Raw genomic sequence first — 26,612 nt, forward strand, 5'->3', positions numbered from 1 at the left:
TTGGTCCGGTATGCGCCAACCGGGTGATGGTGGTTCATGAATAGGTTTTGACCCCGTCTGATCGGTTCTGAAAACAGAGCGAGATGCGGCTCAGCCGCGCGTTTTCCTGCCGTCCCGCAACTCAAGGCGACGATGACTGCGGCCCGATGCGGGTGCCAACGCGGCGGGCCCTCACCGCTGCACCCCGTCCGGCGGCCCGCGGGAGGCTGCTCTTGCCGCAGACGACGGTGCACGTCTTCCTCTCCCCGTTGAGCCCTCACGGTCGGTTCCGCCGATCTCACTTCCCCGGCTTCGGGGCGGCGCGCAGATCCTCTGTGTGCGCTCCGTATGTGCTCCGTACGCGCTCCGTCTGCGGCCGCCGAGCCGCCCGCGAGCCCTGTTCGGTCGCTCGCCGCAGCTGCCTGATCGTCGGTAGATAGGTCGAGATGCCGAACCCGGCCGGTTGCTGCGCATGGCTGCAATGGGAGGACAGGCCGCAACCCTGCATATGCCGCTGCGTTATGCCGAGGGATCGCGAGGGCAGCTGCCCTGCACGTCCCTCGGAACCGCGACCTTCGAAAGGACCAGCTGTGGGAGGTATCCTCCTGTGGATCTTGCTCATCTCTGCCGTGCTGGCCACAGGTTTGACCGCTTGCATGTCCTCGGGGACTGGCCGTCTGTGGCATGTGGACGCCCTTGAACTGAGGCGCCAGCAACGCTTCGAGCGCGTCCTGTCCCTCCATGTGGACGCCGCCACCCGGCTGTCTCGTCAAGAAGCCGCGGCGCCGGTTCACCCGGCGGACATGCTCGGAGTCTCCGGCCTGGGCGCGAAGTCGCTCGGGGTCGTCCCTGAGCCGTGCCGGCCGGCACCTGCCTTCCCGCACGACGCGCCCTATTGCTGGCGGCTGCTCCCGCTCGCTGAACGACTGCAGCTCTGACGGCTCGCCTCACCTCTGCAGGTGGGCCTCGCCGGAGCGACGGCGTTGCGTGGAGACCGTCCCCGGGTGCGAGACGCTGGCGACGCGCGTGCCGGTCCAGCTCGCGTCGGAGCCGCTGACTGTTTGGGTAATGGAGCGTCAACTGTCTGCCGCCCCGGTTCAATAGCCCTCGCGAAGCATGGCCCGCAAAGCCAGGTGAGCGCGGCGGGGCGTCATCCGATTTCACTCGGCAAGAGGTCGCCCGGCCGGTCATTATGATCAAGATCTCCTCCTTCGCAGGGAAGTCAATATCGCTGAAAACCCCGGCAATAATTTCCGCGCGTGCAAAAACCCCGGCAATTCTTGCCAGGCGTCAAAAACCCCGGCAAATCGTACATCGATGGCTTCTGGTTGCCCAACATGTCATACCAAAAGGCGGAGGCTGTCCAATTTCCGGCCAGCCTATCTCGCGTCAATCTTGAGGAAATGGCGAGAAGTGTCTAACCTGAAAGCATTATCATCGCAGCAATACCGCGTGGGCCATCCACACCCATCGACGGCCGGCCGTCACCTGCCTTTGAAGCGTCCCCGTAGGCCAGCCCGAAGGGACGTGTCTCCGGACGCGTCCGACAAAGAGTTCTGGATCTTTCGGATCATCTGGACACACCCCGCGAGAAGGGCCGCGTGAGGATGGCCCCCTGGAGGTGCCCAGCCGTTCGCGGACTCCGGTCGGCGACAACACGAGTGGTGTGTGCGATGAGGGCGGCGCTGATGCAGGTGACAGGCCGCCTGGCTGAAGCGGGGGAGTCCGGCGAAACTGGGCCGCCTCGAACGAAGATGAGCTCGGTACCGGTACTTCTGGACGAATACAGGGCGGGTTTCTCCCTGCCCCTCCCTCGCCCGGCGAGCGACCTCCATGCATGCCCATGGTGCCGATCACTCGGAACCCGCGGCACTCCTGGCGAGTCCTTGCCCCCTGAGGACTGCTGGCCGTGACAGCGGTCCATCAAACGAACGGCTCTCTTCCGCTCAGGCGGGACAGCGACCGCTCGCCACCGGAGAACGGTGCCGAAGGAGGTGCCATCCCGGATGGTCACGCACCTCTGTGGTGGGAGGAGACGCAGGTGGAGGATTCGATCTGGCGCGCGGTGGGCGTCGTGAAGGCGCCACTGGCCGACGACGGGTATCTCGCGGCGTCTACCAGGCACTGAGCCCCGGCGTAGGTCCTCGGCGCGGGCAAAGCATTCCGCGCAGGTGAAGGCCGGCGGGCTGGCTCCGGGTGAGGCGGTCACCATCGGCGCGGACGACGAGGCCGCGGAGAGCCTGTGCACCTTGACCGCGTACAAAGCCCGCCGCCTCCCAGTGATCGACGGCCACTGCCTGGTAGGCGTGGTGGCCCCATCCGATGTCGCCCTGCGGCGGGCCCGGTAGGGGCGGGGTGGACGGGTGACGCATCCGGAGGCGCGAGGAGCGCGGCAAGGGGCAGGGCAAAGGGACCGGCGGCACACACGGCCACCGTCGCGCAGCCAGCCCCCGGGCCGGCTCTGACGGGACCGCTGCTCCCTCCCCCCGGATGGATGATGCGCCGGCCGCTCCGCCGGGCGGCGCACGTCCAGTCTCCGGCTCTCGTTGATCACGTGCCAAGGCAGCTGGCTCCGTGGCAGGATGACGGCATGTTGATCCGAAAGGCCGATGCCGCGTAGGCGTCCGAGGGGGCTGCGCGCGAAGCGTTGGCGGCCCAGAAGAGGTATCCCGGTTCGCCGGATCGGTGGTGTGTCTGCGGCGACCCGTGTGGCGATCCGGAAGTTGGAAGAGGACCGACTGTGGCCGGGGGCGGTGGCTGCTGCCCTGGCCGAGTGCCGGTGGTATGTCAATCAGCCAGGGCGTGTGCTGCCGGATCCGGTGATGGGCTGCGAGTGCTGTGATCCCCTGGTGGCGCGAGACCGCCTGGAGGACGTGCTGCGGTGGCTTCCCCGCGGGGCTCGGGAGGACCTTGGCCGGCTCGTCGGCAGGCTCGATGCCGCATTCGACCGCCGGACTGTCCCCCTCAGCCCTCACCTCACGCTGGCAAGCCCGTGGGGCGCGTGTGGGTGGTGGCGTCAGCGCTTCCTGGAGAACTGAGGGACCGAGGGTGGACAGACGCTTCTGCCAACCCCGCGGCCGGCCTGGACCCGGTGCGCCGATTGGCGCGCTTGGGCAACCTCACGGTCGGCGTCTGCGGATCCGCCGACGTCGCAACACCGGGGTACGGGTCGTGCGGGCCGGCGCCCAGAATCGGGTAGGTCGGGCAGTCGCGGCGGTTCCCGGCCTGCCCGGACGCCGGAGGGGCGGACGTGGCATGCGTGAACCTCGTCCAGGTCTCCCGCCCCCCACGCCGATGACTCGTCTGAGGATCAGCTCGACTGATCCATATCCTCATGGGGCCGCACACGTAGGACCACCGCGCAGGCCGCACCGGTCCGCCCGCAGTAGTCAGCCAGCTCCGTTCACCTCTGGTGCTGTTCGGCGATCTCAGCGCGTCGCAGCGGGGCGGCTTCTTCTTGGCCTGGTGAGACGGGTCGTGTCGGCGGTGGATGCAGGGGAGCGCGTTTGCCGTCTCGGCGACGGCCAGCAGGTCATTCCGGCCCCGCACAGCTGGCGTCACTCCCGGCGACACCGCCGTCGGCGGAGGCCGCCGTCCCCGATGCGGATCGCACAGGCCAGGGGCGCGGGGGTGTACGCGGTGACGGCGGGGGCTCCTCCCGGCGTGGACGGCGGGGCGTCTGGGCGTGCGCGGACCGGGTCGGGGGCCTGATCGCCGTGTCGTGGTGCGGGGCACATGGGGACGCGGTCGGTGCGGGAGTGGGGTGTCGGGGTGCTCACCAGGGGCGACGCCTGGCGGGTTGAAACAGGGCGTGATCGTCACCACACGTTTGTGGTCAATGCCTGCGTGTATCGGGCTGCTAAGAGGAGTTCAGCATGAGAGCGAGGACTGGTATCCGCCTGTCGAGCGGCGTCGTCAAGCCGAAGGCGGACGGCACCCCGCACCGCATCCTGGTCACTGCCGATTCCGCATTCGTGAGCAAGCAGCTGTCCCACTTCCTCAGCGAGGAGGGACGCGAGGTGACGATCGTTGAGAGCGCCGAGGCAGTGGGGACCGCTTCCAGGGGCGCGAACCCGCCGGTGAACCTGGTCCTTCTGGACGTCACAAAGGAGGAGGCTCTGGCCGCCTTGACGAAGATCGAGGAGCACGAAGACAACGCCCGGCGCATCGTGCTTCTTCCGGTTGATGACCGCGAGACGGCGGCGAAGGCGATGACGGCCGGAGCCGAGGAGATCGTCAACAAGCCGGTCTCGCGCGACGACGTCCTGTCCGGGTGGCACGCGTACTGGCATGAGCCTTTGCCCTGACCGGACCGCATCGCGGCTCGGTCAGGTGATGGGCGACATGGCTTGTGCATGGGCGGGCCGCATGGTCGGCCAGGTGCTGTCGGTGGCCGAAGTGAGCGCCGACCGGGCTGTCGACCACGGTGGAATGTTTCGCCACCTGGTGTGATAGCAGCGGCTGCGCACGGACCTGCTGCCTGATGAAGCGCTGTGCGCGGGCCGGCCACCGGCGCCCTCCAGCCGGTACGCGGTCGGCCAGCAGCTGCTCGACCGCGACCGCCAGACCCACGGCACGGTCGTCGCCCGTTACCCCTCACCGCTCGTGCTGCGCCTTAAGGATGCGGCCGGTTTCCAGTGGATCGCCCGCCCCCACCGCACCGCGGCCGACCGCCCCCCGCTACGGAAGCGGACCGGGAAGGGGTATGGATCCGTGCGGGAAGGGTGCCGGTGGACGTGCTGCCCACCGAACTCCGCGCCGGGGACCGGGTCGTCAACGGCGGCCGCCTGGTCGCCATCACCGATCTCCGCTACCGCCACGGCGGGACCCGCATCATGATCCTGGCCGGTGGCCGCCCATCAGCCGACCCCGACCACATGGTGCGCCGCACCATCGCGACCCACCCCCGACTTCCGGCTGAGGACCTGACGCGGCTGCGAGGGTGTCAGCGGGGCAGCGCATGATCGGGTGAATGAACTACACACGGTGGACTTCGGATCGCATGTTTGTCCCGTACTGCCAGTGGCTGGTGGTCCCCTGGGCAACCGCGTGGCGGTCTTCGCGTAGGGCGGTGGCGATGCCGGCGAGGGGCGGAAGTCCGCTGTTGGTGAGGTGATCGAGCCAGGCCGGCAGCGGTGTGGCGTCGCGGTTGTCGTGCATGGCTGCGAACTGGCGGACCAGTGCGTGGGTGCGGTGAAGTTCCGGGGCAGTGGTCGAGTGGCCGTCGCAGGCGCTGCGCCGTCTGCGGGCCGCCCAGGCTGCGGGCCTGGGGGTGCGGCAGGTGTTCACCGCGGCCCGCACGGACACACGCTCGCCCTGCTCCTGGCGGGAACCCATCCCGAGGAACTCGGCGCCACCGGGATCATCAAGCGCGCTGAGTACCTACGGCTCCTCGCTCTGGGCTGCACGCCCAGTCTTGCCGCGCAGATCCTTTTCGACGGGACGGGCAGGGCCAGTGGCTGGCGGCGCGAGGACCCGGCGTTCGCGCGGGCCTGCGACGCGGCCGGGAACCCCGCCTCCGGCCACCCGGCCCCGGCGCGCGCACCCCGCTTCACCCCCGAGCGACGCCGCGTCCTCCTCGGCCACCTGGAAGCCGGCCTGTCGGTCACGGCGGCCGCGGCCGAGGCCGGGATCACCACCGCGGTCATCTACCAGCGCCGCAATCGCGATCCCGCGTTCGCCGCAGCCATGACACCGCCCACCACACCCGCCCCCGCCCCCGCACCCCGGACACGACGCCCAGCGCCGACGAGTGGGATGCGTTCTTCGCCCACCTCCGACCGGGCGTGGCCTTGCGGCAGGCCGCGCTTGCCGCGGGCGACCGGCCGGAGATGGTCTACCACCGTCTCCGCACCGACCGTGCGTTCGCCCGCCGCACCGATCGGCACAGAGCCGCGCGCTGACCGGAGGCCCGTCGGGTGCTTATGACGGCCGCGCTGCGCCTGGGACGGATGGCGCGACGGCCGTACTGCGGAGCCGCCTCCGGCTGGTTCGGCGGATCCTGGAGGAGGGGTAGGCATGCCGTGAGGGAGACCCTGTGACGCTCAGACCGCCGGTGGGGCCAATGTGGGCGCAGGCCGCGGAAGCCGTGCCGGCCCGGCCGCTTTGCGGGCGGGGGTGGCGTACGAGCAGAAGTCATGGACGGGGTTTCAGGGCTGTCCGCTGGGTGCTTGGGTGTGACTGCCGAGGTCATGCGGGTGACCTGGTGGGGCTGTTGGTGAAGATCCGGTTGAGGTGGTGGTCGAGTACCGCGATGGCGGAATGCGGTGTCCGCTGGCCGACGAGGATGCTGGTTCCCATGGTCGCGGTCATGGCGAGCAGACTGATCGCCTCTGTTCGCGCGTCAACGGCTGGATCGGCCAAGGCGGTCTCCTGGGCCTGCTGGAGCAGTGCGGTCAGGGCGTTCTCGGCGGCGTCGGGGTTGTCGATGAAGGGCTGGGCGGCCAGCGCCTCGTCAGTCACGGACAGGATGGCGTAGGAGCTGTACAGCAGGTGGAACGTGCGGCTCTCTTCGTCGGTCGGCAGCGAGGCCAGCAGTAGCGCCTCGATCGTGGCGCGCGGACCCGGGTCCGGTCCGGTGGCGGTCAGACGTGCGCCCACACGCGCGGTGAAGCGGTCGGTGAGGTGCTTGAGGCCATAGAAGAGCAGTTTCTCCTTGGTCTCGAAGTAGTACTGGACGAGCCGTAGTGACACGCCTGCCTCGGCCGCGACGTCGCGCATACCGACGGCGTGCAGTCCGCGCCGTCCGGCGGCCTGGATCAGGGCGTCGGCGATCTGGACGCGCCGTTCCTCGTGGTCCACGTGCTTGGGCATGTGCGGCGTCTCCGGCTGTCGGTGGTGAGTTCGCGTCCGGCCTGCCCGGATCGCTTCATAATACCGCCGTACCAAACAATGTGGTACGTTCGTATCACGAAGAATGGATCTTCCTGGAGGTGCCCCGTGCCCGAACTCACGACCCGTGCGCGCCGCGATGTTGGCCGCTACGTCAACGACCAGCTCCGCGACCGCTACTTCGCCGCCGCGGACGTGCTCTACGCGATGGGAGCGCCCATCCGCTCCGAGGCGGACGTGGAGACGAGTTTCGGCACCACTCATGTCTACCGGTACGGGCCGGCGGACCCCGCGGCCGAGTCCCGGACGCCGATCGTCCTGATCCACGGCGCCGGCTACAGCTCCGCCATGTGGTACCCCAACACCCCCGGGCTCAGCCTCGACCGCCCGGTCTACGCCCTCGACACCCCGGGCGACGCCAACCGCAGCATCCACCGCGAGCCCATGTGGCAGCCCGAGCGTGCCGCCCAGTGGATGGACGAAGCCCTCGACGCGCTCGGCCTCGACGAGGTCCACCTCGTCGGCTCCTCCTACGGCGGCTGGCTCGTCCTCAACCAGGCCCACCGGCGCCCCGGACGGCTCGCCTCGGTCACCGCCCTCGACCCCGGAGGCCTGGAGAAGGTCGGCCTGCGCTTCTTCGCCTGGGTCTTCGTGAGCCTGTTCGCCACCTTCGCCCCCAAGGCCTTGCGCCCCCGGCTCGCCAAGTGGCTGGATCAGCCGGTGATCGCCGTTCCCGAGATGCGCAAGTGGATCCAACTCGGCGCCCGCGCATACCGAATCCGCCGCCCCGCACCGCTGCCCCTCGCCGAGGACGCGCTGCGGTCCATCCGGACCCCGCTGTACTTGATCATGGGCAAGCACAGCCTCCTCGTACACCCGAAGCGGCAGCTGGAGCGCGTACCGCGCCTGATACCCGGGGCTCGCGCCGAGATCATCACCGCCACCGGTCACGGCCCGCAGATCGACCACCCGGACGTGGTCAACGCCCGGATGCTCTCTTTCATGGAGGACGTCGACTCCCTCGACCCGACGCGCAATCGGGGCGCCACGCACGCATAGACGGGCAGGCCGCCGAGCCCACGCGGACCGTCCAACAACGCACAACAGAAGCTGGACGGTCACCGTGCGCTGCTGTTCACCGCGGCCGGCCCCGGCGGCGCGGTGCTGGTGCAGACCCGCCGCGGGGCGCTGGCCCAGGACCGGTGGCCGGACCTGGTGGCCGGACCTGGTGGCGGCCGCCGAGGCGCAGCTGCCGCACGGCCTGGTCCTCGACGGCGAACTCGTCGTCCGGGACACCGAGGCGGGCCGGCTGTCGTTCGAGGCGTTGCAGCGCCGCGCCGCCCCACGGGCCCGCGGCGCCCGGGCCCTCGCTGCGCCGTCTGTGCTGGTGACGGTCGCCCTCAGCCGGGGTTGCTCCCTTGGCTGGGGTGTCGGGCTATCCCGCCGCTCCTGTGAACGCGGGTGTGAGCGCCTGTTCCGGTGTGAGGCCGAAGCCGAGATGAGTGCCGTAGACCGCCATGGCGAGGGCCTGGAACATCGGAGGTGGCGTGATGGCGTTGGGGTTCTTGGTGGACACCACCTCGATCGCCGTGTCGAGCGTGGGCGAGTACATGGTGGTGGATTCGTAGCCGGCGAAACTGCCTTCTCCGCCGATGAACCCGCCGGATTCGACGAATCCCAGTCCGTACCGCCACTTGCCGGGTCCGTTGTAGTTCCCCGCGAAGACGAAGGGGATGAGGTTCTTGGTCGCCTCGGCCCAGACCTCCGGCTTCAGCAGCTCACCGGTCGCCAGGGCGCGGGACCAGCGCCGCATGTCCGCAAGCGTCGAGACCATCGCCCCGTGCGCCCAGAGGCAGGAAGCCGGAATGGCAGTCGCGTCATCGGCAGCGGTGGGTGCCTGGGTCGGGCTCAGATCGCCCAGCCCGTACCCATGGGTGAAGGGTTTGCTGAGACCGTTGCCCGACGTCGGGAGCAGGGTGCGATGCAGTCCGAGCGGTCGGGCGATGCGCTGCTGGACCGCGGTACTCAGGTCCTGGCCACCGGCCAGCTCCACCACTCGGCCGAGCAGGTTGTAGCCGTAGTTGCTGTACGACCACTTGGCGCCGGGAGGCGCGACGGGCGGGAACTTCGCCTCCGCGGCCAAGAGCTCCGCGACGGTGCAGCCGGTGGGGATCTTCCCCTGGACCGTGGGCGAGGTGAAACCGTCCGCGAGGCCGCTGGTGTGGTTGAGGAGCTGCCGGATCGTGATCCGGTCCCCGTTGGGTACGCCCGCCACCCACTTGGAGACGTGGTCGTCGAGGGCGACCTTTCCCTCTCCCACCAGCTGCAGGACGAGATTGGCCGTGAACGTCTTGGTCTGGCTCGCGATCTTGAACTGCATGTCGGCGCGGAGGGGCGCCCCGGTCGTGAGGTCGGCGACGCCGGTGGCACTGACGAGGGTCCCCTTGGGGCTCCAGATGCCGACCAGGACCCCAGGGGTGCGGTTCGTATCCTGGAACCGGCGGACGATCTGTTTGACCTTGGCCGTGGTCGGGGGGTCGAGAGCGGCACTGTCGCTGCCGCTCGACACCGCGATGCCGCCGTGCGACTCGCATGCCGACACCGCCAGGGCACCGACCAGGACCAGGGCACCAAGCAAACGTCCTCTGCACCAGCCCATGGGTACCCGACTCCCGTGTGTCGACGTCGCCGGCACCGACGAGCGAGAACTCCGGCCTTCAGCCAGCGTCCCGCGTGGAGCGGATGCCGGCATCCCGGCCACGCCCATCGGAGTGGCGCAATGCCCGGCCGGCCCAACGGCAGTCCGACATCCAGCGGCGTGGCCAACCGGGTGGCGCACTCTGGTATTCGGGCCTCAACGCCCTGCCGGCCCGTGTACGGCGCACAGGATCCTTCATCGGGTCACCGCCCAGAACTTCCTCCGACCTGCGTTGATAGAGGCGGCGCCATGACACGCCCTGGCAGACACCCACCCCCACGGTGACCGAGGGTGACGATCCGCGGCCACAAGACAGGCACCAAACCGCGCCGCGGCAGCGGCCCCGCTACCCCCGTTCATCGCCAGGATCCCCGCGATGTTGGATAGCGGCATGGTGAGACGCAAGAAGGAGAAGAAGAAGCGGCACGTCTGGGGGATTCCGAAGGGGATCGTCCTCCTGGCGACGCCGGAGGGCTGGCGCTTCATGATCCAACCCGTGGAAGGCGGAATGCTCTGCGGGCGCCTGGACATTCCGATCAACACCGCCCCGCAAGACGCGCGGGTCGCTGCGGCAGCCATGGTGGTGGAACTCGCACGCGACGTCCACGACACCGATGTAGAGGTGACCTGGGATCCGCCCCTGGAGCCTTGGTCATGGACCGCCCAAGTAACCCTCGCCACCGGGATCGAACCTGTCCCGTCGGGCATCGGAGGTTGAACGGCAAGTGAAAGGGTGCCATGGTGCCTGCCGCTGACGGACCGAGTACCGCTGGTGGCCCCGTACCACCGCACGAACCTTGCGATGCGCCAGCTCGCCCCGCTGCACAACCTCGCCCTGGCGCAGTGAAACCGCAGGTCAAGCGCCACTCCGGCCTGCCCGAGACGGGCCTTTTGAAGCACCCTTGAGAGCGCTTACCGCGCAGCACCCATACCTGCGGACATACCGCGACCTCCCGCCTGCCATACGGCTGGCCGCGATGAGCCAGGCGCTGCGTATGGTCCGCTCGGCGAACGGTTTCTGGATCGCACGGGCAGACCTGGTGCACACCGTCCGGTGCCACCGTCCCGTCCCGTCCCGGTGCCGGGCGGCCGCCGAGCTGACGCGGCTCTGCGGCCCGGCCAGCTCAGTCCTCGGCGACGAGGATGACCGTCTTGCCGGGAGTCCGCTTGTGCGGTGTGAAGGCGGCGACCGCCTCTTCGAGCGGCCGCACGTCGCCAATGATCGGCTTGAGACGTCCGTCGCGTACCCGTTGGGCAAGGTCGCTCAGGCGGACGCGGTCGGGTTCGACGACGAAGAAGACAGCGCGTGCGTCGCGCGGATGGACGGTGACGGGCTCGGCGATGGTGACCAGGGTGCCGCCGGGGCGGACCAGAGCGGTGGAGCGTTCGAGGACTTCGCCGCCGATCACGTCGAACACCACGTCGACGTCGCCGATGTCCTCCAGCTTCTCGGCCTGGAGGTCGACGAAGGAGTGGGCGCCCAGCCCCAGCGCAGTGGCGCGGTCGTCGGCTCGTCCGGTGCCGATCACCCGCGCGCCAGCCGCGCGGGCCAGCTGCACGGCGATCGAGCCGACGCCGCCTGCGGCACCGTGGATGACGACGCTCTGCCCGGTGTGGAGGTGGGCGTGGTCGAACAGGGCCTGCCAGGCGGTGAGTCCGGAGATCGGCAGCGCGGCGGCCGTGACGTGGTCGACATCGGCGGGGAGGGGGGCGAGGTTGCGGGCCTCGACTGCGGTGTACTGGGCCAGGGTGCCGTTGCGGGCCCAGTCGGTCAGGCCGTACACGCGCTGACCGATGGTCAGGCCGGTGGTGCCGTAGCCGAGTTCGGTGACGACGCCGGACAGTTCGTGGCCGGGCACGCTCGGGGTCCGGTCGCGTCCGGCCCGGTCGGTCCAGGTGCCGGGCCAGTCCAGCTCGCCCGGTGTGAAGCCGGCCGCGTGGACCTTCACGATGACGTCGTTCTCCGCGGCGTGCGGATGGGGCAGCTCGGCGAGGACGAGCCCGCTGGCACCGGCCTCGCGGTCCTGGACAGTGATGGCTTGCATGAGGGGCTTCTCCGAGGGCCGGGAGGTGGGCGCTGGGGTGCGCCACGATGGTCACCTTCGACCCTAGGATCCAGGCGGCCCAAACATGTGGCCATTCCTCGCCGGTTCGAGTGGGCCATCCATTCGGAGCCGCCAGGCGGAGTTCCTCGGGTGCGGGTTGGTCGGTGAGGCAGAGCCGGCCGACCGCCGCCGACAGGCGGGCTTCGGGAGCCTCCGTCCGGTCGCGCCACCGCTCGCGCAGCCATGTGACAGTCGGCGGGTGCGGGTGCGGGTGGGCACGGGTGATCTCGGCGGTGGCCAGGATCAGGGCGGCGCGGACCCTCGCGTCGCCTTCGGTGGCGAATCCGTTGGCCAAGGCAGTCCGGATGATGTGGGCGGGGTCGGCGGCGGTCGCCAGGACGTAATCGGCGTCGACCGCCCGCGGTATGCCCGGTGTACGCAAGTGCTGATCGGTGTGACGGCCGCCAGGCTCAATCGAGGGGGAAGCGCTCTGAGGCGGGCCGTAGCGCGGGCACGGCGGCCCTGCCGCGCGGGGCGGAATCGTCGGAGTCGCTGCCCGCGTTGGATGGGTGGTCGGCCTGCTGCTGAAGGCGTTCCGCCCTGGTGGGGCTGGCGTCGCCCGCGTACGCGTCCGTGATCGGCTCGCCCGCCCGTGGCTTGCCCTGCTTCTCGTTGGACCGCTTGATGGCGTCCTGGAGGAGATTGGGGTTCTCCAAGAGCGGGAGGCCGAGGCCCGGGGCGCTCTTGCCGGTGGCGGCCTTGAACGCGCCGCGGGCGAAGGAGGCACAGTTGTAGCGGGCGAGGTTGTAGTCGTCGGCGTCGTGCTGGTCGACGTACTCCTTGAACTTGAGAACCTGCTCCTGCGTCAGAGCCGTTTCGAACACGGAGGAGGCACCTTCGGGCAGGTCCCAGTTCCGCTTCACGACGCCGGGCACCGTCGCCATGATCTCGCGGCGCCCGTTGAGAGGCGCGGCCGGGAAGAAGCCGTAGGACTTGTACGAGGTGGAGCCGCCGGACTCGGTGTAGAGGACAACCCAGGCGTGGCCGACGTTGTCACCGTCCCAGAACTCGGGTTCGCGCATCCGGCGCTCCTTCTTGACCTGGAGCTGGAGCCGGTAGGTGATGTCGTCGGACGGACCAGCGTCCGTGGTGCCGGTGTCCGCCCGCTGGACGGGCGTACCAGTGCGCGCGCCGCGTGCCGCGGAGGTACGCACGGAGGCGTTGCGGCGGCCGGCGAGGGCCTTGGCCAGGGCGCCGTTTCCCGCCGCAGGCTGGAGGGCGTGCATGTGGGGCTGAAGCGAATGGGCGCTGGCCTCGGGCGAGTTGAGCATGGCGGCGGCGGAGGCGGCGTCGGGCATGCGCAGGGGAGAGCCATCCCGCAGCGTGGGGCGATGCGTGTGGGGCGGGGTGTCGGAAACGCGTTCGTGTCTGGGCACGCCTGCTCCTGCTCCTTCGGCCGCTCGTGTGTCACTGCCACCCATCCCAACCGGTGAACCGCGCGCACGCGAGGCCCTTGGGGGCAGGACGGAGGGCAGACATGCGCGGGGCGGGCGGACGGCAGGACCCGGGGAAATGGATCTGGCGGGTCGAGAGCACAGAGACCGCCCGCCCATGGTTGTCGTGCCGATGTGAAGGAGCTGGAGGATGAACCACCCCTCGCGGTAGGTCAGTTAGGACAGCTTCGGTGGGTGCTGGACGGTTACGGGTGACGCGCGTGAGGGTGGCCGAGGTGCTGGCCGGGGTATCGGTGGCAACGGCAGAGCGAGCCGGACGTCGGGGGCTCCGAGGCTGATCGGGTGTCGTCGCCGTACGCGCCTGCGGAACGGCGGGTGGGGGGACGTGGAGACCGGTACCGCCGGGGTCGCCGCTCACTCCAGCGCTCCGAGCGCGGCATCCGGGCGGCAGTGCGGGCAGGCGGACACGCCCTCGACCAGGAGCCGGCGCACCTGCTCCGCGGTCGCGGGCGCACCGCTTGCTGCTGTTCCAACAGCCTCCGGCACGGGTTCCAGTCCTTGTCGATCGCGGCCAGGGCGGCGGCCCGCCGCCCGGCGCGCACCAGGCCCATCCCGAGCCCGCCGGGCCGACGGATGTTCGTGAGCCACTGCCCGATCTGAACGTCGAGAATCCCCGCGCCCCGCGGGGCCGCCCGGCTGCCGTGGAGCCGGTGGTAGGTGCATGCGGCGTCGAGGCTGGTCTCGAAGGCGGCGTCGGCGGTATCCCAGACGATGCCGAGCTCCTCCAGCTCGGCGGCCCGTTCCCCCTCCAGTCCTGGCGTTCGGTGTTGAAGACCTGGTAGCTGATCCACTTGGTGATCAGCGCGGGGTCCCGCGGTGTGTGTTGGTGCCGGCCGCGGTCTGCTCGGCGGCCCTGCGCCGCAGCGCGTCCTCCACGCGGGCCCGCCACAGCCCCAGCGGCTCCGGCATGCCGACGCCCACGAGGGGTGTGCCGGCCGGGGCTCCCTCGTGGCCCCGGCCCGCCTTCTGGTTCCTTTCGTACAAGGTCACCAGGTGTGCCAGCTGCGGCATGTCCCGGCGCAGCCGGTCGGCCCATCCGGGTGTCAGGAAGCTGTGGTTGACGACGAACCGGCCGTCGTCACGGGCCGTCGTCACGTACATGAGGTGGCCGTCCGGGGACCAGAAGTACCGGATGTGAGGGTCCGGGCTCCAGCCTGGCGGCGACGGGTACCGGGACAGTGCCTCGTGACGGGCCGTCGCCTGCTCGTGGGCCATCCACGACCGCACGCGCCCCGCGTCCTGGTACTCCTCATCGGTGAGCGCAACCCCGAAGTCCCAGAGCCTGGGCAGCATGTCCAGCTGGGTGACCTCCTGGAGGTACTGGGCCCGGGCCGGCCCGTCCCCCCGGCGGCCGGCGGCCTCCGCGTCGTGCCGGCAGCTCTCCAGCCGGCGCTCTTGGTCGAACTGCAACAGGGCTGCCCAGTTCAGCTGTTCCGCAGCACTCACGCGTGCCTCCCCCGGCCCGCTCGAACCGGGCCCTTGGCCGGGCAGCCGCCGGTCGGCGGCCCGTACCCACCGGATGATCCTCCGCCCTGAGAGCCGGCGCCAGACGGCCCGGTTGCCGGTGTTCAGCGAGCTGCGCACCGGTCATGGTTCTGACCTGGGGCAGTGCAGTTTCCAGGTGAACGGGTTTCCCGATGGGCGGTGTGAATGGGTCTGGCGGTGGCGCCGGATGGGCGTCGGCCAGGAGGGGATGTCGGCGTACGACTGAGCTCACCGGCTGCGTACCGATGAACGTCGCCGGTTACGTTCGCAGGTCCGGCTGGGGAGATTCAGGTTGAGTCCGACACCTGCCCCAGAGACACTCGCACGATGAGACAAACCATGTCGGTCACCGAGGTAGTGGAACAAGGATGGGACGAGCCCTGGTACCGGGTGCGCACGGAGGCATTCGAGGCATCGTTCCTGCCCAGCGTGGACGAGGACTTGGACTCGGTGTGCAACGTCGATGTCTTCGTGGACCTCCAGGACGGCTCCCGGTGGACCGCGACTGTCTTCACGGTCGCAGAAGTCGAACGCCTGATGGCGGTCTGGGCAGAAAGCGGCGAGGCTCTGGGCGGCCGCTTCTTCTGGGTCTCGGACGGCCTGATTGTCCGAGACCCCGGCGTCAACAGCATGAGTCAGGTGATTGCAGGACTGATCGAGACCGATGAGTTTTCCGCGGTCTTCCAGCGGCTCGAAGACGGCTGATCAGGCCCCGGCGGCCAACTGGACGTGCCCTGTCAGGCTACGTCTGTGTCCCGCTCGACCGCCTTGACGCGGCTCTTGAGACGGTAGCCGGGTCCGGCCTCCCTGATGGAGATCACGTCGCAGTGGTGGAGGAGCCGGTCGAGGATGGCGGTGGCCAGGACCTCGTCACCGAACACCCGTCCCGCGGGACGCGGGCCTTCGCGTCCGGGAGCGGTGCGACGAGGAGGGTGCCCATGTCGGGTACGCGGTCGCACTCCCCGGCGCCCGCGCCGATGCCGGTAAAAGGCCGGTGTGCTTCTCCGGGAGCTCCCTGGCCTACGACTTGTCCCTGCGGCGCGTACGGGAGCGCCTCACTCCCGCCGTCGGTTCGGCGGACTGGGCGGTGGCGGAGCCGGCGCAGGTGCGGACACGGATCGCGGCGGCAGCGGGCGCGTTCGAGCAGGCCGGCCGCGCGTCGGGCGAGCGGGCGCTGGAGGGGCCGGGCGCGGGCGGGCTGGCGGGCGTCGGCGCGCGCGTTGGAGCGGGCCCCGCCGTACCGCCCGGGGCGGCGGGGCGGTGGTGGTCCTGACGCTTCAGGTGGCGCTCGTGGAGGCGGTGGAGGCTTCCCGCCTGTGGCACGAGGCACAGGAGTACCGCGCGCAGGCGAAGGCCGCCTGGGAGGCTGCCCGGCTGCTGCGTGAGGCAGCGCTCGTGGCCGGGGCGCCGGACTCGCGCATGGGTCCGGCGCGCACCGCGCGGACGTCACCGCCGGTGGGCCGTGGCCCGACGGTGCCCGGTGCCGTTACCGGTATGCCGCCCCGTGCACCCGGTCCGCCGAAGCCGGGGACGGGCAAGTCCCGCTGACCCGCCGCGAGGAGAGATCGTGTCCACTCCCGACCCCACTGCCGTGCCCGCCATCGATCCGTTCGCCGAGTCGATGGCCGAGGCCGCCCAGACCTCCGCGGCGGCCTTCCGGCTGATGATGGCCATCTCCGACGCCGTACGTCGCGCCGCTCAGAAGATGCGCACGGGCGCGGAGGAGGAACTCGCCGAGGGCGAGGAGGAACTCGCCCCGGACTGGGCCGCCGACGCACTGCGCCCGCTGCTCGACGGCGGGGTGCTGTCCGACCTGATGGCGGGGGAGGACTGGCCGCGCCTGGCCGGGCAGATGGCCGGGCTGCAGAGGGCCGGTGTCGATCTGACCACGTCCCTGCCCCAGCTCGGACAGATGGCCAAGACCGTCCATCAGGCGGTGGAGGCCAATCAGGCCCGCATCAGCGCGGCGGGCTCCGCCCGGTGCGCCGACCTGCTCAAGACGACGATGCCGGAGGGCCTGGTGCGCGATGCGATCCTCGCGTCCCCGGCCTGGCCGGACATGGTCGCCAAGATGGCCCTCCTCGACCGGCGAGGCGTCGACGTCGCCGGATTCCTGACGGCCGCGCACGGCCGGGGCGTCGGTGTCGACCGGGCCGTCGCCACCCTCCTCGCGCAGCAGGCCGCAGCCGCACCGGTGGCCCCGGCGGCCGGACCCGCGGCGGCGGCCGGAGTTCCCGCGGCACGGACCGCCCCCGCCCCTGCTGCTCCCGGTCCGGCCCCGGCGCAGGTGAAGGCCGCCCTGATGGACAACGGCGACTGGGAGCAGGGCGCGCCCGGGGACCTCGCGTCCCGCATGGCCGGCGCGACCGTGCGGGCCTTGACCACCCCGCCCGGCGTCCCGGTTCCCGACGGCCCCCGCGTCTCTGCCGCCCGCTGCCGCTCCACGACCACCCCGACTGGCGCGGCCCCCGGCCAGCAGGCGCCTTCGGAGGCGGCCGTGCCCGCGCACCGTCAGCAGGCCGCGGCGTCTGCCCGGGGCCGGCTCCGGCCGCGAGCGGTGTCGGACCGGAGTGATCCACGTGTCCCCTATGAGGGAGAAGCGCTGGTGCAGAAGGTGATGGCGCGCAGGCGCCGCCGGGTGGGCTGCAGTGCCCTGGCCGGGGTGGTCCTCGGCGTTACCGGCTGGTGGGCGGACTGGGCCGGATACGGCACCGCGGGCACGGTGCTGGAGGTATCGGCCGGGGTGGCGGTGTTGGCGGGTGCCTGGCGTACCGGCGGCCGGCACCTGTCCTGGGCCGAGCCGCCGCCGGGTGACGGCGCGCTGCCGCCGGACCCGGACCCGGACCCGGAGCGGTAGCCACGGCCGCTGTGCGATCGACGCAGCGGGCGGGGTGCGGCGACGGGCAGTCCCCGGCGTCGAGGACTGGGGCCCGGACGGCAAGGCCTGGTTGGACAATCCACTGCGGCAGGCGCTGAACACCACTGCGCCGGGGGAGGTGCTGTCCGGGTTCCCGCACTGCCCCCGTTGGCCGACATGGACATGCACGGCAGTACGAATTGCGGGACCGCGGTCGCACGCTCGACACCGAGCCCTGGGGTCGCCGCCACCACTGACCGGTGTCGGCGGCCGCCTGGACGGCGGGCGGCCACCGGCACCGCACCTGAGGTAGACGCCTCGACTCCTGCCGCTCGGACAGACATGGGCCACGGCAGTGAGCCCTGGACATCCCGGGCCCGGCGCCGCGTCCGAAGACAGGGCAGGGGCGGCGCGTACTGCAGCACCTTGCCCCCGTGTTCCGGGGGCCGAGCCGTTGGCACGCACTCGGCCGCCGGTGGTCTGCTCGGAGGGGTGGGGCCCGGGAGCCAGGGGGAAGGGGTGGCGCCCGGGCCGGTGTCGCGGCACCGCGGGGGAGCGGTATGTATTCCGTCGCGACAGTAGGAGAAACGATTCACTGGCGAGAAGGTAACGGCCGCCCTGCCGCCTGGCGAAGCCGGCCGCTCATCGCCATGCGTCAGGAACGGAGTTGCCCTGCCAGGCCCTCCGGCGCCATGGGTGCCGGGGGCCTACCGTCGTGCCGGCCGGCTACTGCCGGGTGCTGCTGTCCGGCCGTGGCTGGGCTGCCTGCGCGCGTGTGGCCGCCGAACTGCCCGCCGTGGCTTCTGGGTGGGGGTAGCGGGCGGCCCGGCGAGTCGGATGGGTCGAGGGGCGGGCGGCATTCGTGCCGTCCCTCCTGCGGGGAGGGCGCTTCCCGCCAGGACCTGGCCCTGCAAACGATCAACGGGCTCAAGATTCCCCGGCCGTGGCGACGAGATACGACACGAGCCCACGTCTTCCGCGGCACCGTCACCCTCGCCGCGATCCGGCTCCGGCTCTGGCTCTGGCTCTGGCTCCGGCTCTGGCTCTGGCTCCGGTCGTGATCCATCGGGCCGGGGCTCGTCCGGCACGTTGCTGACAGCGGCTCCGTCGGCCGTGCCCATGCCCGACTGTCAGAGGTGCGCAGTACGGTCCCGTCATGGCAGCCAAAATCGACCTGACGCTGGATGGTACGGATACGCAGGTTCTTGCCGTGTTCTGGAAGACGGCTCTGGGCTATGTCGACGAGCCGCCGCCCGCCCCCTTCAAGACGCGCGAGGAGTGGTTCGCGCAGTTCGAACTGCCGGAGGACGACTGCGTGGACGACGGCGCGTGGCTCTGTGATCCCGACGGCGTCGGCCCGCGCCTTTGCATCCTCAAGGTCCCCGAGCCCAAGACGGCAAAGAACCGGCTGCACATTGACGTACGAGTGCCAGGCCACGGCAGTTCTGACGAGCGATGGGCGCGGATCACGTCGGAGTCCGAACGCCTGGTGCAGGCGGGTGGGACCATACTGGAGAAGTTCGACGGACACCATGTCTTGATGGCCGACCCGGAAGGCAACGAGTTCTGCGTCGGCGCAGCCTCTGCCTGATGTGTGGGCAGTAGGCGGATGCGGTGCCGCTGCCGAGGTCTGCGGCGGTGAAGGCGTTGTCGCCTTCGGCCTGTCCGATCAGTCGGGTGTCGGGAGAGAGGGGCCCGAGTCGCATGAGGCCGAATGCCACGGCGTACCGGGGGACGTGCGCCGATCGCGGTCCGGTCGGGGCCGGGGCGAGGCCCCGTGCGGATGCTCGGCCCTTGTGCCCGGTGATGTGTGCGGTGGGGCCGTCCATGGGACCGGGTTCGGCGATGATCACCCGGTGGCGGCGCGCGGCGACGCCAGGGTCGGCCAAGGGTCGGGTGAGTACGACTCCGCCTCCGGAGAATCCGAGGACGTCGACCCTGCCCTTGTCCAGGCGGTCGACGAAGGCGCCGAGGTCACGGACCGGTATGGGTTGAGTACGAGCAGCAGCTCGGCCCTGGAGAGACAGCCGACGTTCGGTTGGCTCCCCTGCAGCCCGAGCAGTGGCAGCACCTGAAGCCCGGTGACGTGATCTTCATGCACGAAGCCCGTCCTGTCGCCGGCATCGCCGAGATCGTCGAGGCCCTGCCGCCTCGCGTTTGAGTCCACTGGTGCAGGCAAATGCGGGGTGCTTGCGGGGACGGTCGTCAGCCGCTGTCAGGGTCCATGGTGAGGCGGCCGGCGCTGGTGCGGAAGTCGGGCATGCCGAGGTGGGCGGTGGACGGCGGGGCTGCCGCCTCGCGCCGCTGGAAATGGTTCAGCCCTCACGGACCCGTCCACCGAACGCACTGCCGATCCGGCCCGGGTCCAGGGCGGCAGCCTTGCGGACCTGACCGTCCCGGCCGGCGCCGCGGGCGACCTGCCGGGGCTGTCGGCGAGTGGTGTTCAGATCAAGGATCATCAGAGCCCGAGCCTCGTCCGCGGATCGGCTTCAGGCGCGGTTCAGTGACTCCGTCGAGCAGCATGTCGAGCATCTGATTCATGAGTGGATCAACGCCCCGCCGCCTCTTGCGTCACACCCCTCGACGCCCCGCCCGCCCCGGGCCTGGTTCCGCGCGTTGTGGTGCCGGCGCGGGGCGTGGCCCAGGCGGGACAGGCGGGTCGTTGAGAGGTGGCTCAGGGTTTGTCCGTCACCGCTGCCGAGACGGCCTCCCGTGCGGCCTCCCCCCTCCGCGCCGCCGGGTGGGACGTCACCGCGTCGCTGGAGGATGACGACGGGATGCTCTGGATGGTGATCGCCGCACCCCGGGAGGGCAGCGACATCCGCATCCTGGCGAGCGAGGGCACACCCGCCGTGTCGTTCCGCGAAACAGACGTCGGTGGTAGCACTGGACGCGGGTGCTGCTCGCCCAGCCGCAGCGGAAAAGCCGGTGCAGGGAGTGCCACACCAGCAACGTCCGCCCTACCTGCCGGGGTGAGGCAGGTTGAGCACCTCCGACGTGTCCCCGTACCGACGCGGCTCCCACTCGTGCTGCCCTCAAAAGCCCGGCCACTGCGGCCGCATGCGGGCACCGCCGTGGAGCGAGGCTGTCGAGCGGACGAGGCGTGCCTTGCCGCCCACACGCCGTTCCGAATCGGAACCCGACGATCGGAAAACGGCTCGGATCGTGCGTCCTGCCGCCTTCACCCCGAAACGGCTTGATTTGAATGATGAGCCATCAATAATGCTGTTCATGACCCAAGTTGAAGAGCAGGCGCAGCGGCAGTGGTGGGAGGCGCCCGCCTCCGCGCAGCAGAGCGGCCGCCGCAGCCTTCCGGAGCTCCTCGGAGAACTGCTCGCCGCATCGGCGCTCATCCCCTTCTTCCAGGCCGTGGTGACCAAGGCGGGCGAGGAGACCTACGCGAAGATCCGAAGCCTGCTCTCACGCGCACAGCGCGCCCGTATCGAGGACGACGCGCGCCGCGAGGGCGTCATCACGATCATCGACCCGGAGAGCCGGGTGATCGTGCGCCTGCCCGAGTCCATGGAGCTGCGGGACCTGCAGGAAATCGGCAACCTGAAGTTGCGCTGGCCGTGGGCCGGCTGGCTGCTCGTGACCCATGACGGATCCGGGTGGCGCATCTCGCACACCGACGTACCGCCGGAGGAAGGCATCACCCTGGCCGGCGGCGAGTGACGGACCACGGGGCGAAGGATTTTCTGGACCGGCAGGTACAGGATTATCTGGACACCCGGGAACCGGCTTTCCTGGTATCCCCGCAGACCGCCATGGCCCGGTCGGACCTCCACGACACCCTGCGGGGCCACTTCGCCCGGGGCGGTCAGCCGGAAGAGGTGCTCGATGAGCTGCGGGTGCTCGGCTGGGCGCTGTACTGCCTGGCCGAGCTGAAGAGCGGGGGCGCGACCTTCCAGGCAGCCGCGACGCTCCTGGCTCCCGTCTACAGGAGCTCTCCGGCCTTGGTGCCCCCCGCCCTCCGCCACGCGTGGGACGAGGCCTCGGCGGAAGACCCCCGCACGACGCGCCGACGCATGGTGTACCAGGTGCTCCTGCGGGCGGCGGAAGGCCGGGACGTCGGGCTCCTCCGCAAGAGCGTGGAGCTGCTCACCCGGCTCACCGACGAATCCGACCCCGCGGACCCGGACCACGCGATGGAGGTGGCCGAACTCGCCGAAGCCCTGTGGCAACTGCACCTGCTGTCCAACGACATGGACGCTCTGGCCGAGTCCGTGAAACGCTTCCGCCAGGCGCTGGGCCGGCGATCCTCCGACTCCGGCACGTACCCCGACGACGTACGTGCCGCGGTGCTCGGCACCTTCTGCCAGGCTGCCGGGGCGCTCTACTTGCACCGTGGAGACGCCGCGGCTCTGGAGGACGCCATCGCCGCCGGAGAGCGCTGCCTGGCGTACGCCGCCGCCAGTGACCAGCTCCTCGGGCGCTACCGGTCCGCTCTGGGGAACGCCTACCGGTCCCGGTTCATGCTCTTCGGGTCGAAGCCTGACGCCGTCGAGGCGATCGGCCACGGGCGCGAAGCGGTGAGGGCCACCTCGGCCGACGATCCCAACCTGGGGGTCAGGAAGAACAATCTGGGCAGTTCGCTGCTCGCCTCGTACAAACAGGACGGGGACGAGGCCCTGCTGGCCGAGGCGATCGGCCAGTGGCGCGAGGTGATCGAAGCCCTGCGCCCAGATGCCCCGAACCCGGGCATGGTGTACTCGAACCTCGGCAGTGCGCTCACCCACCGGTTCGCCGCGGACCCGGACCTGGCCGTCCTGGACGAGGCGATCGCCCTGCACCGCGAGGCGGTATCCCGGACCCGTCCGAACCAACCGGACCTGTCCCTGTACCTGAGCAACCTCGGAGCCTCCCTGCTCCACCGGGCGACCTTCCTCCGCGATGTCGGCGACACGCGCAGATCCGTGGAAGCCCACCAGCGCGCGATGGCACTGATCCCGACGACCCACCCGGACTTCGCGCAACGCCTGGGCGGACTGCTGGCGGCACTCGATCAGTACGCGCGCACCGAGGACGGACGCGAGGACCCCTCGCTATCAGCCACGCTCCGGGACGCCCTTGCGCGCATGCGCGAGACCGTGGCAAGCAGCCCGGAGGGCCGCCCCGGGCTCGCGCAGGAGTTGCAGCTCGCCGCCAGGGTGCTCGACAGGATCGGAGGCGATGCCGACGAGGTCCTCGGGCTCAGCCGAGCGGCCCTCGCGGCGTCCCACCCGGACGACCCCGACCGTCCCGCCTACGAATACACCGTCGGCCTCGCCCTGTGGGCGAAGTACGCGGAGCGACCGCGGGCCGGCGCACAAAGGGAGGAGGAGGCGCGCGACGAGGCCCTGGAGCACCTGCGCGCGGCTTGGCGCGTACGAGCCGGCCTCCGCTCCCGCTTCCTGACCCAGCTCGGTGGCCGTTTGTGGGACGCAGCCCGGGAGGCACGCGATCCCTCACTCATGCGCGAGAGCGAAAGGACGCTGGAAGAGGTGCGCGCGACCGCCTCCGCACCTCCGGCCCTGCGGTACAGCGTCGCGACCGTACTGGGAACCCAGTACGCCGATGCCGCCAACTGGGCCGCCGCCGACGGGGCGTTCAGTGACGCCATCCGCACCCTGTCACACACCGTCCCCCGGCGCCTCGAACGCAAGGACCAGGAGAGGCTCCTGGCCGGTCTTCCGGGCGTCTGCTCCGATGCTGCCGCATGCGCGTTGAACACCGGAGATCCCGAACGCGCCTTCGGCCTCCTGGAGCAGGGCAGATCCGTCCTCGCGGCCCAAGTCCTCGACACCCGCGGGGACATCGCCGAGGTCCGCCGCAGGTCGCCCCGCCTCGCGGACCGGCTCGAAGCCGTCCGCAGGGCCCTCGGCGAGCCCGCCGAGCCGGACGGCGAGAGGCGGATCGTCACGCTCACGACCCAACTGGAGGAAGTCACCGCGGAGATCCGCACCCTGGAAGGACTCGCAGACTTCCCCCGGCTCTCGGACGCGGATCTGGGCGCCGCAGCCTCCCGGGGTCCGGTGGTGACCGTGAATATCAGCTCGTACCGTTCGGACGCCTTCGTGTACACCGCTTCGGGACTTGAGGAGGTCGTCCACCTACCGCAGGCGACCCGAGGTGACGTCGACCGCCTCTACGCCGATTTCAAGGAGGCACTCGCCCTCGCGACGCGGGACACGTCCACCGAGGAAGCCGAGAGGGGGGAGGCGCTGGTCGACGGAGTGCTGCGCCGGCTGTGGGACAGCGTCGCCGGCCCCGTGCTCGACGCCTTGGCCGGGCTCTGGCCCGATGATCCCGCAGAACCCCGGCGCCTATGGTGGTCACCCACTGGCTTGCTGAGCTTCCTTCCGCTGCACGCGGCCGGCCACCACGAGGAGCGGGGCAGGCACGGCGCCCGTACGGTCCTCGACCGTGTGGTCTCGTCCTACACCCCGACCATGAGAGGACTCCGGGAGGCACAGCACCGCCTCTCACGTGCCGACACCTCGTTGAGGGGCGCTGTCGTCGCGCTCCCCGATACGGGTGTCCCGTGGATCGGCACCCTCCCGGGAGTGGACGAGGAAGTCGAGATCCTCACCCGCGGCTTCACCGGGGTGGACGTGTTGCGAGGGGCGGCCGCGACCCCCGGCAACGTGGTCGAGGCGCTGGGGGACCACGGTTGGATGCACTTCGCCTGCCACGGGGTGAGCGACCCCGATGCGCCCTCCTCCGGGGCGCTGCTCCTGCACAGGGCCCAGCCTCTGGGGGTGACGGACATCGCGGCGCTGAGCATCGACGGGGCGGGACTGGCCTTCCTCGCGGCCTGCAACACCGCTCGCGGCGGCAACGACCTGGCCGACGAGTCCATCCACCTGGCCTCGGCCTTCCTCCTCGCCGGATACCCGCAGGTCGTCGGCAGCCTTTGGCCGCTGGGCGACGCCGCGGCCCCCGTGGTCACCGGCTGCACCTACGGTCCGATGTCCGGGGCCGCACGGGGACCGGGACCGGATCTGCGCAAGGTCCCGTTCGGGGTGCACGAGGCCGCACTGCGCCTGCGCGCCGCGCACCCGCACCGACCGTCGATCTGGGCCGCTCACCTCCACGTGGGCGCTTGAGCGGTCTCACGCGCTGACCCTCCACCACTCGACGTAGAGGTACCACCCGTCCTGCCGCACGGCGGACGGCGACGGCCCCCAGTGCCCGGATGGCTCGTTTGCGGTGCCCCGTAGCGTGGTGTGGACTCGGAGGTCGGGAGAAGCCGGAGCACCGGGGGGGACCCACCGAGAGGAAACGCCATGTCCCCGAGCAAGCCGAGCATTGTGTTCGCCCACGGCCTGTGGGCCGACGGGTCCTGCTACAGCAAGTTGATCCCCGCCCTCCAGCATGACGGGCACGAGGTGGTGTCCGCCCAGAACGCGCTGGACTCGCTGGATGGGGACGTCGACGCCGTGCGCAGGGCGCTGGGCCGCGTCAGCGCACCGGCGATCCTCGTCGGCCACTCGTGGGGCGGCTTCGTCATCACGGCCGCGGGAACCGACGAGCGGGTCGCCGGGCTCGTCTACATCGCCGCCTTGGCCCCGGACGCGGGGGAGACTCCGCAAGACCTGATCGGCAAGTTCGACCCGCCACCGCTCTTCTCGCACCTTGACGCCGAGGACGGGCGGCTGTGGATCGCCCGCGACGGCATCGCCGACTTCTGCGGCGACCTCCCAGAAGCCGAGCAGCAGCTCGTGTGGGCGACCCAGGGCTCGGCGGCGGAGGCAGTGCTCGGCGCCAGCACGGACGACCCGGCCTGGCGGACGAAGCCCAGCTGGTTCTGCGTGACCAAGCAGGACCACGCAGTCGTACCCGAACTCCAGCGCTTCGAGGTCGAGCGCATGGGCGCCACGGCCGTCGAGGTCGACTCGTCGCACGTCCCGATGCTCTCGCAGCCCGAGACGGTCCTGGACCTCATCCGGCAGGCCGCCCGCTCCGTGTGACCGGGTCCGCCGATCGGCGATCGCAGACGGTGAAGTCCGCGAGACCTGTCCGTGCGCAAACGGGGTCGTCGGCGGAGGCAGAAACCGCATGAACGTCGGCGACCGGGCCGGGCCCCAAGAGGCACGGGAGGGCGGGGTGCCGGGCCGCAGGCAACTCCGCGGCGCGAGCCCAACGCCGCTGCCCGGCCTCCTCCGGCTGCACGGCCCTCCGGGCCACCGCGCAGTCGCCGGATGCTCCGTCGCGCAGGACATCGATGGCAGCGGAACGAACGACACCGACACGGCGCCGACTGCGGGCCGACTCGCGGCTCGCAGTCGGCTCGACGGCGGGTACCGCCAAACCCGGCGCCGGCCTCGCCCTCGAACCGGCCATGACCCGCACGAGGGCTTCCGAACCCACTCCGGATCGGTCACCATGTAGATCCGTCGGCGATCCGAGGATGCGGATGAGCGAGGGTGGGGACGTTCCGGACGGGCGACCGGCACAGGTCGGCCCCGCGCCGTGGCTGGCGCTGGCCTGCCTGGTCGGACTGCTACTGGCCTACCTCGTGCTGACGAACTTCACCGCAGAGCTACGGGCAGCGCTGTGGGGCGAGCCCGGGACCGTGACCGAAGCCAGCTGCCGGACGTACGACAACACCGTGGCCAACGCGGGAACATCGTCGTCCTGCTCGGGCACCTTCACCCCCGACAACGGCGGCTCCTCGTTCGACGTCCCCGTCGAGGGCGACATCAGCTCGCGACCAGTCCATGCGTGGCTGGTGGACGGCACCTCCGGCACCGCGTACGTCTCACCGGCGGTGTGGACCGGAGTGCTCCCGGTGGTATTCGCCCTCCTCCTGGCCGGCATCCCGGTGGCGATCACCGTGCAGCACGTTGCACTGCGTCGCCGCACGGCGCACTAGCGTCCGTCTCCCGACAGCCGCAGCCGGGCCGCCGTCGAAGCGGGGCACGTCATCGATGGACGCGTCCAGGCGCAGGCGGGGACGTACGCCATCGTGTGCCGGTAGACGTTCGTCTGGTCGACAGAGATATCGGCGCCGGGCTCCGCCATGAGGCCTGCACGAGGCCTGGACGAGCGGCCCGTGGCCGGCGCCCTGCGGGAAATGCGTTCGGAGCAGGGCGGGTGGTGCCGTAGTGTGGGGTCTACCGACGCGGGGTGGAGCAGCTCGGTAGCTCGCTGGGCTCATAACCCAGAGGTCGCAGGTTCAAATCCTGTCCCCGCTACTACGCCGAAGGGCCCGGATCCTC

23 protein-coding genes, 1 tRNA gene and 3 pseudogenes are annotated in these 26,612 nt (G+C 70.7%); 18 read left to right on the forward strand and 9 right to left on the reverse strand.

Going from position 1 to position 26,612, the window contains the following annotated elements; translation table 11 throughout:
* Positions 1–593: 593 nt before the first annotated feature.
* The 4 genes and pseudogenes from AB0M92_RS23795 to AB0M92_RS23810 all read left to right on the forward strand — a co-directional run bounded on the left by AB0M92_RS23795 (position 594) and on the right by AB0M92_RS23810 (position 4,943).
* Positions 594–917, forward strand: coding sequence for a hypothetical protein (locus tag AB0M92_RS23795; protein WP_366104288.1), 324 nt, complete (start codon positions 594–596; stop codon positions 915–917).
* Positions 918–2,150: 1,233 nt separating this feature from the next.
* Positions 2,151–2,327 (forward strand): annotated as a pseudogene (locus tag AB0M92_RS23800) (CBS domain-containing protein); the annotation flags it as partial.
* Positions 2,328–3,854: 1,527 nt separating this feature from the next.
* A complete protein-coding gene (locus AB0M92_RS23805) occupies positions 3,855–4,286 on the forward strand; it encodes a response regulator (protein WP_366104289.1) in 432 nt (143 codons plus the stop codon).
* Positions 4,287–4,709: 423 nt separating this feature from the next.
* Positions 4,710–4,943, forward strand: a complete 234-nt coding sequence (locus AB0M92_RS23810; protein WP_366104290.1) for a hypothetical protein — start codon at positions 4,710–4,712, stop codon at positions 4,941–4,943.
* Between the two features lie 13 nt (positions 4,944–4,956).
* Here AB0M92_RS23810 and AB0M92_RS23815 read toward each other — a convergent pair whose 3' ends face one another.
* Both AB0M92_RS23815 and AB0M92_RS23820 read right to left on the reverse strand, forming a co-directional pair.
* Positions 4,957–5,316, reverse strand: coding sequence for a hypothetical protein (locus AB0M92_RS23815; RefSeq protein ID WP_366104291.1), 360 nt, complete (start codon positions 5,314–5,316; stop codon positions 4,957–4,959).
* Between the two features lie 852 nt (positions 5,317–6,168).
* A complete protein-coding gene (locus AB0M92_RS23820) occupies positions 6,169–6,792 on the reverse strand; it encodes a TetR/AcrR family transcriptional regulator (protein WP_366104292.1) in 624 nt (207 codons plus the stop codon).
* Between the two features lie 126 nt (positions 6,793–6,918).
* Here AB0M92_RS23820 and AB0M92_RS23825 point away from each other — a divergent pair, with 126 nt between their 5' ends.
* Complete coding sequence (locus AB0M92_RS23825) at positions 6,919–7,869, forward strand: alpha/beta hydrolase (RefSeq protein ID WP_366104293.1); 951 nt, start codon at positions 6,919–6,921, stop codon at positions 7,867–7,869.
* Positions 7,870–8,245: 376 nt separating this feature from the next.
* On the opposite strand, the gene AB0M92_RS23830 is transcribed toward AB0M92_RS23825, so the two are convergent.
* Entirely contained in the window at positions 8,246–9,448 is a 1,203-nt protein-coding gene (locus tag AB0M92_RS23830; RefSeq protein WP_366104294.1) for a serine hydrolase domain-containing protein, read from the reverse strand.
* 451 nt (positions 9,449–9,899) lie between these two features.
* On the opposite strand from AB0M92_RS23830, the gene AB0M92_RS23835 reads away from it, so the two are divergent.
* Together AB0M92_RS23835 and AB0M92_RS23840 are read left to right on the forward strand one after the other, a co-directional pair.
* Positions 9,900–10,226, forward strand: coding sequence for a hypothetical protein (locus AB0M92_RS23835; protein WP_366104295.1), 327 nt, complete (start codon positions 9,900–9,902; stop codon positions 10,224–10,226).
* A gap of 18 nt (positions 10,227–10,244) precedes the next feature.
* A pseudogene (locus tag AB0M92_RS23840) lies at positions 10,245–10,331 on the forward strand (IS5/IS1182 family transposase); the annotation flags it as partial.
* 301 nt (positions 10,332–10,632) lie between these two features.
* On the opposite strand, the gene AB0M92_RS23845 reads toward AB0M92_RS23840, so the two are convergent.
* The 4 genes from AB0M92_RS23845 to AB0M92_RS23860 all read right to left on the reverse strand — a co-directional run bounded on the left by AB0M92_RS23845 (position 10,633) and on the right by AB0M92_RS23860 (position 14,513).
* Entirely contained in the window at positions 10,633–11,553 is a 921-nt protein-coding gene (locus tag AB0M92_RS23845; RefSeq protein ID WP_366104296.1) for an NADP-dependent oxidoreductase, read from the reverse strand.
* A 470-nt stretch (positions 11,554–12,023) separates the two neighbouring features.
* Positions 12,024–12,911, reverse strand: a complete 888-nt coding sequence (locus AB0M92_RS23850) for a hypothetical protein (protein WP_366104297.1) — start codon at positions 12,909–12,911, stop codon at positions 12,024–12,026.
* 510 nt (positions 12,912–13,421) lie between these two features.
* Positions 13,422–13,553 (reverse strand): DUF6233 domain-containing protein, encoded by a 132-nt coding sequence (locus AB0M92_RS23855; RefSeq protein WP_366104298.1) that lies wholly within the window; start codon positions 13,551–13,553, stop codon positions 13,422–13,424.
* 312 nt (positions 13,554–13,865) lie between these two features.
* A complete protein-coding gene (locus AB0M92_RS23860; RefSeq protein ID WP_366104299.1) occupies positions 13,866–14,513 on the reverse strand; it encodes a hypothetical protein in 648 nt (215 codons plus the stop codon).
* Positions 14,514–14,879: 366 nt separating this feature from the next.
* Here AB0M92_RS23860 and AB0M92_RS23865 point away from each other — a divergent pair, with 366 nt between their 5' ends.
* Entirely contained in the window at positions 14,880–15,257 is a 378-nt protein-coding gene (locus tag AB0M92_RS23865; RefSeq protein WP_366104300.1) for a hypothetical protein, read from the forward strand.
* Positions 15,258–15,289: 32 nt separating this feature from the next.
* Here AB0M92_RS23865 and AB0M92_RS23870 read toward each other — a convergent pair.
* Positions 15,290–15,439: pseudogene (locus tag AB0M92_RS23870) on the reverse strand (ATP-binding protein); the annotation flags it as partial.
* A 107-nt stretch (positions 15,440–15,546) separates the two neighbouring features.
* On the opposite strand from AB0M92_RS23870, the gene AB0M92_RS23875 reads away from it, so the two are divergent.
* The 5 genes from AB0M92_RS23875 (at position 15,547) to AB0M92_RS23895 (ending at position 19,570) form a co-directional block, all read left to right on the forward strand.
* Positions 15,547–15,825: a hypothetical protein gene (locus tag AB0M92_RS23875; protein WP_366104301.1), complete on the forward strand. Its 279-nt coding sequence runs from the start codon at positions 15,547–15,549 to the stop codon at positions 15,823–15,825.
* Entirely contained in the window at positions 15,816–16,100 is a 285-nt protein-coding gene (locus AB0M92_RS23880; RefSeq protein WP_366104302.1) for a hypothetical protein, read from the forward strand. Before AB0M92_RS23875 ends, AB0M92_RS23880 begins: the two co-directional genes overlap by 10 nt.
* Positions 16,101–16,119: 19 nt before the next feature.
* Positions 16,120–17,409, forward strand: a complete 1,290-nt coding sequence (locus AB0M92_RS23885) for a hypothetical protein (protein WP_366104303.1) — start codon at positions 16,120–16,122, stop codon at positions 17,407–17,409.
* Between the two features lie 1,156 nt (positions 17,410–18,565).
* Positions 18,566–19,000, forward strand: a complete 435-nt coding sequence (locus tag AB0M92_RS23890) for a VOC family protein (protein WP_366104304.1) — start codon at positions 18,566–18,568, stop codon at positions 18,998–19,000.
* A 447-nt stretch (positions 19,001–19,447) separates the two neighbouring features.
* Positions 19,448–19,570, forward strand: coding sequence for a hypothetical protein (locus AB0M92_RS23895; protein WP_366104305.1), 123 nt, complete (start codon positions 19,448–19,450; stop codon positions 19,568–19,570).
* Positions 19,571–19,724: 154 nt separating this feature from the next.
* Here the strand turns inward: AB0M92_RS23895 and AB0M92_RS23900 are convergent, their stop codons facing one another.
* A complete protein-coding gene (locus tag AB0M92_RS23900; RefSeq protein WP_366104306.1) occupies positions 19,725–19,868 on the reverse strand; it encodes a hypothetical protein in 144 nt (47 codons plus the stop codon).
* A gap of 772 nt (positions 19,869–20,640) precedes the next feature.
* On the opposite strand from AB0M92_RS23900, the gene AB0M92_RS23905 reads away from it, so the two are divergent.
* The 5 genes from AB0M92_RS23905 to AB0M92_RS23925 all read left to right on the forward strand — a co-directional run bounded on the left by AB0M92_RS23905 (position 20,641) and on the right by AB0M92_RS23925 (position 26,588).
* Positions 20,641–21,084: a hypothetical protein gene (locus tag AB0M92_RS23905; protein WP_366104307.1), complete on the forward strand. Its 444-nt coding sequence runs from the start codon at positions 20,641–20,643 to the stop codon at positions 21,082–21,084.
* A gap of 92 nt (positions 21,085–21,176) precedes the next feature.
* Positions 21,177–24,497 (forward strand): CHAT domain-containing protein, encoded by a 3,321-nt coding sequence (locus tag AB0M92_RS23910; RefSeq protein WP_366104308.1) that lies wholly within the window; start codon positions 21,177–21,179, stop codon positions 24,495–24,497.
* A gap of 180 nt (positions 24,498–24,677) precedes the next feature.
* Positions 24,678–25,361: an alpha/beta hydrolase gene (locus AB0M92_RS23915; protein WP_366104309.1), complete on the forward strand. Its 684-nt coding sequence runs from the start codon at positions 24,678–24,680 to the stop codon at positions 25,359–25,361.
* Between the two features lie 446 nt (positions 25,362–25,807).
* Positions 25,808–26,266, forward strand: coding sequence for a hypothetical protein (locus AB0M92_RS23920; protein WP_366104310.1), 459 nt, complete (start codon positions 25,808–25,810; stop codon positions 26,264–26,266).
* Positions 26,267–26,514: 248 nt separating this feature from the next.
* Positions 26,515–26,588: transfer RNA gene (locus AB0M92_RS23925), tRNA-Met, on the forward strand.
* Positions 26,589–26,612 lie beyond the last annotated feature (24 nt).

This window comes from Streptomyces sp. NPDC051582 (assembly GCF_040681715.1).
Lineage (GTDB): Bacteria > Actinomycetota > Actinomycetes > Streptomycetales > Streptomycetaceae > Streptomyces.